Source organism: Pseudomonas sp. GM49 (assembly GCF_000282355.1).
Lineage (GTDB): Bacteria > Pseudomonadota > Gammaproteobacteria > Pseudomonadales > Pseudomonadaceae > Aquipseudomonas.
In genome coordinates, this window is record NZ_AKJL01000034.1 from 1 (window position 1) to 4,332 (window position 4,332).

The following is a 4,332-nucleotide window of genomic DNA, read 5'->3' on the forward strand; positions in this document are numbered from 1 at the left end:
GCATGTGCGCCGGCGAATAAGGTGTTAAGCCCCTGCCATGAAACCATCGCTAGTCTTGAGAATGGGCCAGCAGCTGACGATGACACCGCAGCTGCAACAGGCCATCCGCCTGCTCCAATTGTCGACCCTGGACCTGCAACAGGAAATCCAGGAGGCCCTGGAGTCCAATCCGATGCTCGAACGCCAGGAAGAAGGCGACGACTTCGACAATTCCGACCCCTTGGCCGACAACACCGAACAAAAGCCCAACACTGACATCCAGGAACCCTCTTACCAGGAAAGCGCCCCGACGGTTGACAGCCTCGATGAGGGCGACTGGAACGAGCGCATCCCCAACGAACTCCCCGTCGACACCGCGTGGGAAGACGTTTACCAGACCAGCGCCAGCAGCCTGCCCAGCAACGATGATGACGAGTGGGACTTCACCACCCGCACCTCGGCCGGCGAAAGCCTGCAAAGCCACTTGCTGTGGCAACTGAACCTGGCCCCGATGTCCGACACCGATCGCCTGATCGCCGTGACCCTGATCGACTGCATCAACAATCAGGGCTACCTGGACGAAACCCTCGAGGAAATCCTCGAAGCCTTCGATCCGGAACTGGACATCGAACTGGACGAAATCGAAGCCGTCCTGCACCGCATCCAGCAATTCGAGCCCGCCGGCATCGGCGCCCGCAACCTGGGCGAATGCCTGCTGCTGCAATTGCGCCAGCTGCCCGCCAAAACCCCTTGGCTGGCCGAGGCCAAGCGCCTGGTCACCGATTACATCGACCTGCTTGGCAGCCGTGACTACAGCCAGTTGATGCGCCGCATGAAGCTCAAGGAAGATGAACTGCGCCAGGTCATCGAACTGGTCCAGAGCCTCAATCCGCGCCCGGGCTCGCAGATCGAGTCCGCCGAAGCCGAGTATGTCGTTCCTGACGTTATCGTGCGCAAGGACAATGAGCGCTGGCTGGTGGAGCTGAATCAGGAGTCAGTGCCACGGCTGCGGGTCAACGCCCAGTACGCCGGATTCGTGCGCCGCGCCGACACCAGCGCCGACAACACGTTCATGCGCAATCAGTTGCAGGAGGCCCGCTGGTTCATCAAGAGCCTGCAAAGCCGTAATGAAACCCTGATGAAGGTGGCCACCCAGATCGTCGAGCATCAGCGCGGTTTCCTCGAGTATGGCGACGAAGCCATGAAGCCCCTGGTCCTGCATGACATCGCCGAAGCGGTCGGCATGCATGAGTCGACGATTTCACGGGTGACCACCCAGAAGTTCATGCACACCCCCCGGGGCATTTATGAACTGAAATACTTTTTCTCCAGTCACGTAAGCACCTCCGAAGGCGGCGAATGCTCGTCCACGGCGATCCGCGCGATCATCAAAAAACTGGTTGCTGCGGAAAATCAGAAAAAGCCGTTGAGTGACAGCAAGATCGCTGGTTTACTGGAGGCACAAGGCATTCAGGTGGCTCGCCGCACCGTCGCCAAGTACCGCGAATCCCTCGGGATCGCGCCTTCGAGCGAACGCAAGCGGTTGATGTAGGGCCACGCCACAGCGTTCCAGTGGTAGATCATCTGGTCTACCGCTTTATGCACTGGCAACGAAGGAGAAGCTGTATGCAAGTCAACATCAGTGGACACCAACTGGAAGTGACCGAACCTCTTCGCACCTACATCGGCGAAAAACTCGAACGATTGGAGCGACATTTCGACAAGATCACTAATGTGCAGGTCACGATGACCGTCGAAAAACTGAAGCAGAAAATCGAAGCCACGCTGCATATTCCCGGGAATGAAGTGGTCGCAAACGCGGAACATACCGATATGTACGCCGCGATCGATGCACTCACCGACAAGCTGGATAAACAACTCAAAAAGCATAAGGAAAAGACCCAGAGCCTCCTTCAGGGCGCAACCGGTCGTTAACACTCCCAACCCATGATCCGACTTGAAAGTATCCTGACCCCCGGCCGTTCCCTGGTGAACGTGCCGGGCGGCAGTAAAAAGAAAGCCCTCGAACAAATTGCCAATCTGATCGCCCGCGAAGTGCCGGCTCTGGAGATGCAAGATGTCTTCGAGGCACTGATTGCCCGTGAAAAACTTGGCTCCACCGGTTTTGGCAACGGCATCGCTATTCCCCATTGCCGTCTCAGGGGCTGTGTTTCGCCCATCAGTGCATTGATGCACCTGGACGCCCCTATCGATTTCGACGCCATCGACGGTGCGCCGGTTGACCTGCTGTTCGTACTGCTGGTCCCGGAAGCCGCTACCGATGCGCACCTTGAGCTGCTGCGACAGATCGCCAGCATGCTCGACCGCAAGGACGTGCGCGAAAAACTGCGCAGCGCTCCGAGCAATGAAGCCCTGTATCAGGTTGTCCTGGACGAGCAAAACGGTCAGTAATCATGCGCTTGATCATCGTCAGTGGCCGTTCCGGCTCAGGTAAAAGTACCGCCCTCAACGTTCTTGAGGACAACGGCTACTACTGCATCGACAATCTGCCTGCCGGTCTGCTGCCGGAACTGGCCGAACGAGCATTGATTCATACCGAGCTACTGCAGCCGCTGGTCGCCGTTTCCATTGACGCCCGCAACCTGCCCAGCCACCTGTCACGCTTCCCCGACCTGCTCGAAGAGGTCCGCAGCCGCCACATCCAGTGCGATGTCCTGTACCTGGACGCCGATGAAGAAACCCTGCTCAAGCGCTTTTCGGAAACCCGCCGACGTCACCCCCTGACCAACGCCAACCGCTCGCTGGCCGAAGCCATCAACGTTGAAAGTGTCCTGCTCGGGCCGATTGCCGACCTCGCCGATCTCAAGATCAACACCACCAGCCTGAATCTGTACCAGCTGCGCGACGCCATCAAACTGCGCCTGTTGAATCAGCCCGAGCCGGGGACTGCGTTCCTGGTGGAGTCCTTCGGGTTCAAGCGTGGCATGCCGGTGGACGCCGACCTGGTGTTCGATGTGCGTTGCCTGCCCAACCCTTACTGGAAACCGGAATTGCGCGAGCAATCCGGGCTCGATCAACCGGTTGCCGAGTATCTGGCGGCACAGCCGGATGTCGAAGAGATGTTCCAGGACATTTCCACATACCTGCTAAAGTGGCTGCCTCGATTTGCCGCCAGCAACCGCGCCTACGTCACCATTGCCATTGGGTGCACTGGCGGACATCACCGCTCCGTCTACCTGACCGAGCGCTTGGGGCAGGCGCTGCAAAAAACCCTGAAGAACGTCCAGGTTCGCCACCGCGACCTCAGCTAAAGGATTCACACCGCGATGCCTGCTCTGGAAATCGAAATCATCAACAAGCTGGGCCTGCATGCCCGCGCTTCTGCAAAATTCGTTGGGGTGGCAGGTCAGTTCCCGTGCCAGATTCGGGCCGGTCGTACACCAGAGTCGATGGTCGATGGCAAAAGCATCATGGCGATGATGATGCTGGCCGCCGGCAAAGGCACCACGATCCACTTGAGCACAGAAGGTGAGCAGGAACAGGAAGCCCTGGATGCACTGGTGGCGTTGATCAACAACTTCTTCGACGAAGGCGAGTAAACATCGTCCAGTAACGGCAAGCCGTGCTCCTGCAGGCCCCATTCAAGTCGCAAAAAAAGGCGTACCACCCGATGGGTGGCACGCCTTTTTTGTTTAGGGCAAAGCTTAGCTACCCGCCACCGTCATCCGCTCGATCAGCACCGAACCGGTGCGAATGTTGCTACGCAGTTCCAGGTCATTACCCACGGCGACGATCTGCTTGAACATGTCGCGCATGTTGCCGGCGATGGTCACCTCCTGAACCGCGAACTGGATTTCGCCGTTCTCGACCCAGTAACCCGCCGCGCCCCGGGAGTAATCGCCGGTGACCATGTTCAGCCCCTGGCCCATCAACTCGGTGACCAACAGCCCGCGTCCCATGCGCCGCAGCAAGGCCGCCTGGTCTTCATCGCCATGGCTGACGAACAGGTTGTGCACGCCACCGGCGTTGGCCGTGCTCGGCATTCCGAGCTTGCGGCCGGAGTAGGTGCCGAGGATGTAGGACACCAGTTCGCCTTTTTCGACGAACGGTTTGGCGTAGGTTGCCAGGCCATCGCCATCGAACGCAGCACTGCCCAATGCCCGCATGAGATGCGGACGCTCGTCAATGGTCAGCCACTCCGGAAACAGCTTCTGGCCCAGCGTGCCTTCAAGGAACGATGACTTGCGGTACAGGCTGCCGCCGGAAATCGCCGACAGGAAGCTGCCGAACAAGCCGCCGGCCAACTCTGCGGAAAACAGCACCGGCACCTCGCAGGTCGGCACCGGGCGCGCGCCCAAACGGCTCGCCGCCCGTTGCGCAGCCCGCTGGCCG

At 59.3% G+C, this 4,332-nt stretch carries 6 protein-coding genes; 5 read left to right on the forward strand and 1 reads right to left on the reverse strand.

What is annotated here, in order from left to right:
- Positions 1-37 precede the first annotated feature (37 nt).
- The 5 genes from PMI29_RS25955 to PMI29_RS25935 all read left to right on the forward strand — a co-directional run bounded on the left by PMI29_RS25955 (position 38) and on the right by PMI29_RS25935 (position 3,539).
- The gene (locus PMI29_RS25955) at positions 38-1,531 is read left to right on the forward strand and encodes an RNA polymerase factor sigma-54 (protein WP_033051987.1); all 1,494 of its coding nucleotides are present in this window, start codon (positions 38-40) and stop codon (positions 1,529-1,531) included.
- Between the two features lie 74 nt (positions 1,532-1,605).
- A complete protein-coding gene (hpf, locus tag PMI29_RS25950) occupies positions 1,606-1,914 on the forward strand; it encodes a ribosome hibernation-promoting factor, HPF/YfiA family (RefSeq protein WP_007941242.1) in 309 nt (102 codons plus the stop codon).
- 12 nt (positions 1,915-1,926) lie between these two features.
- Positions 1,927-2,391 carry a PTS IIA-like nitrogen regulatory protein PtsN gene (gene ptsN / locus PMI29_RS25945; protein ID WP_007994305.1) on the forward strand — a complete coding sequence of 155 codons (465 nt, stop codon included), beginning with the start codon at positions 1,927-1,929 and terminating at the stop codon, positions 2,389-2,391.
- A 2-nt stretch (positions 2,392-2,393) separates the two neighbouring features.
- Positions 2,394-3,251 (forward strand): RNase adapter RapZ, encoded by an 858-nt coding sequence (gene rapZ / locus PMI29_RS25940; RefSeq protein WP_007994307.1) that lies wholly within the window; start codon positions 2,394-2,396, stop codon positions 3,249-3,251.
- A gap of 15 nt (positions 3,252-3,266) precedes the next feature.
- A complete protein-coding gene (locus PMI29_RS25935) occupies positions 3,267-3,539 on the forward strand; it encodes an HPr family phosphocarrier protein (RefSeq protein ID WP_007970256.1) in 273 nt (90 codons plus the stop codon).
- Positions 3,540-3,644: 105 nt separating this feature from the next.
- Here PMI29_RS25935 and PMI29_RS25930 read toward each other — a convergent pair.
- Positions 3,645-4,332: metallopeptidase TldD-related protein (locus PMI29_RS25930; protein ID WP_007994308.1), on the reverse strand; the 688-nt coding region annotated here is incomplete at its 5' end.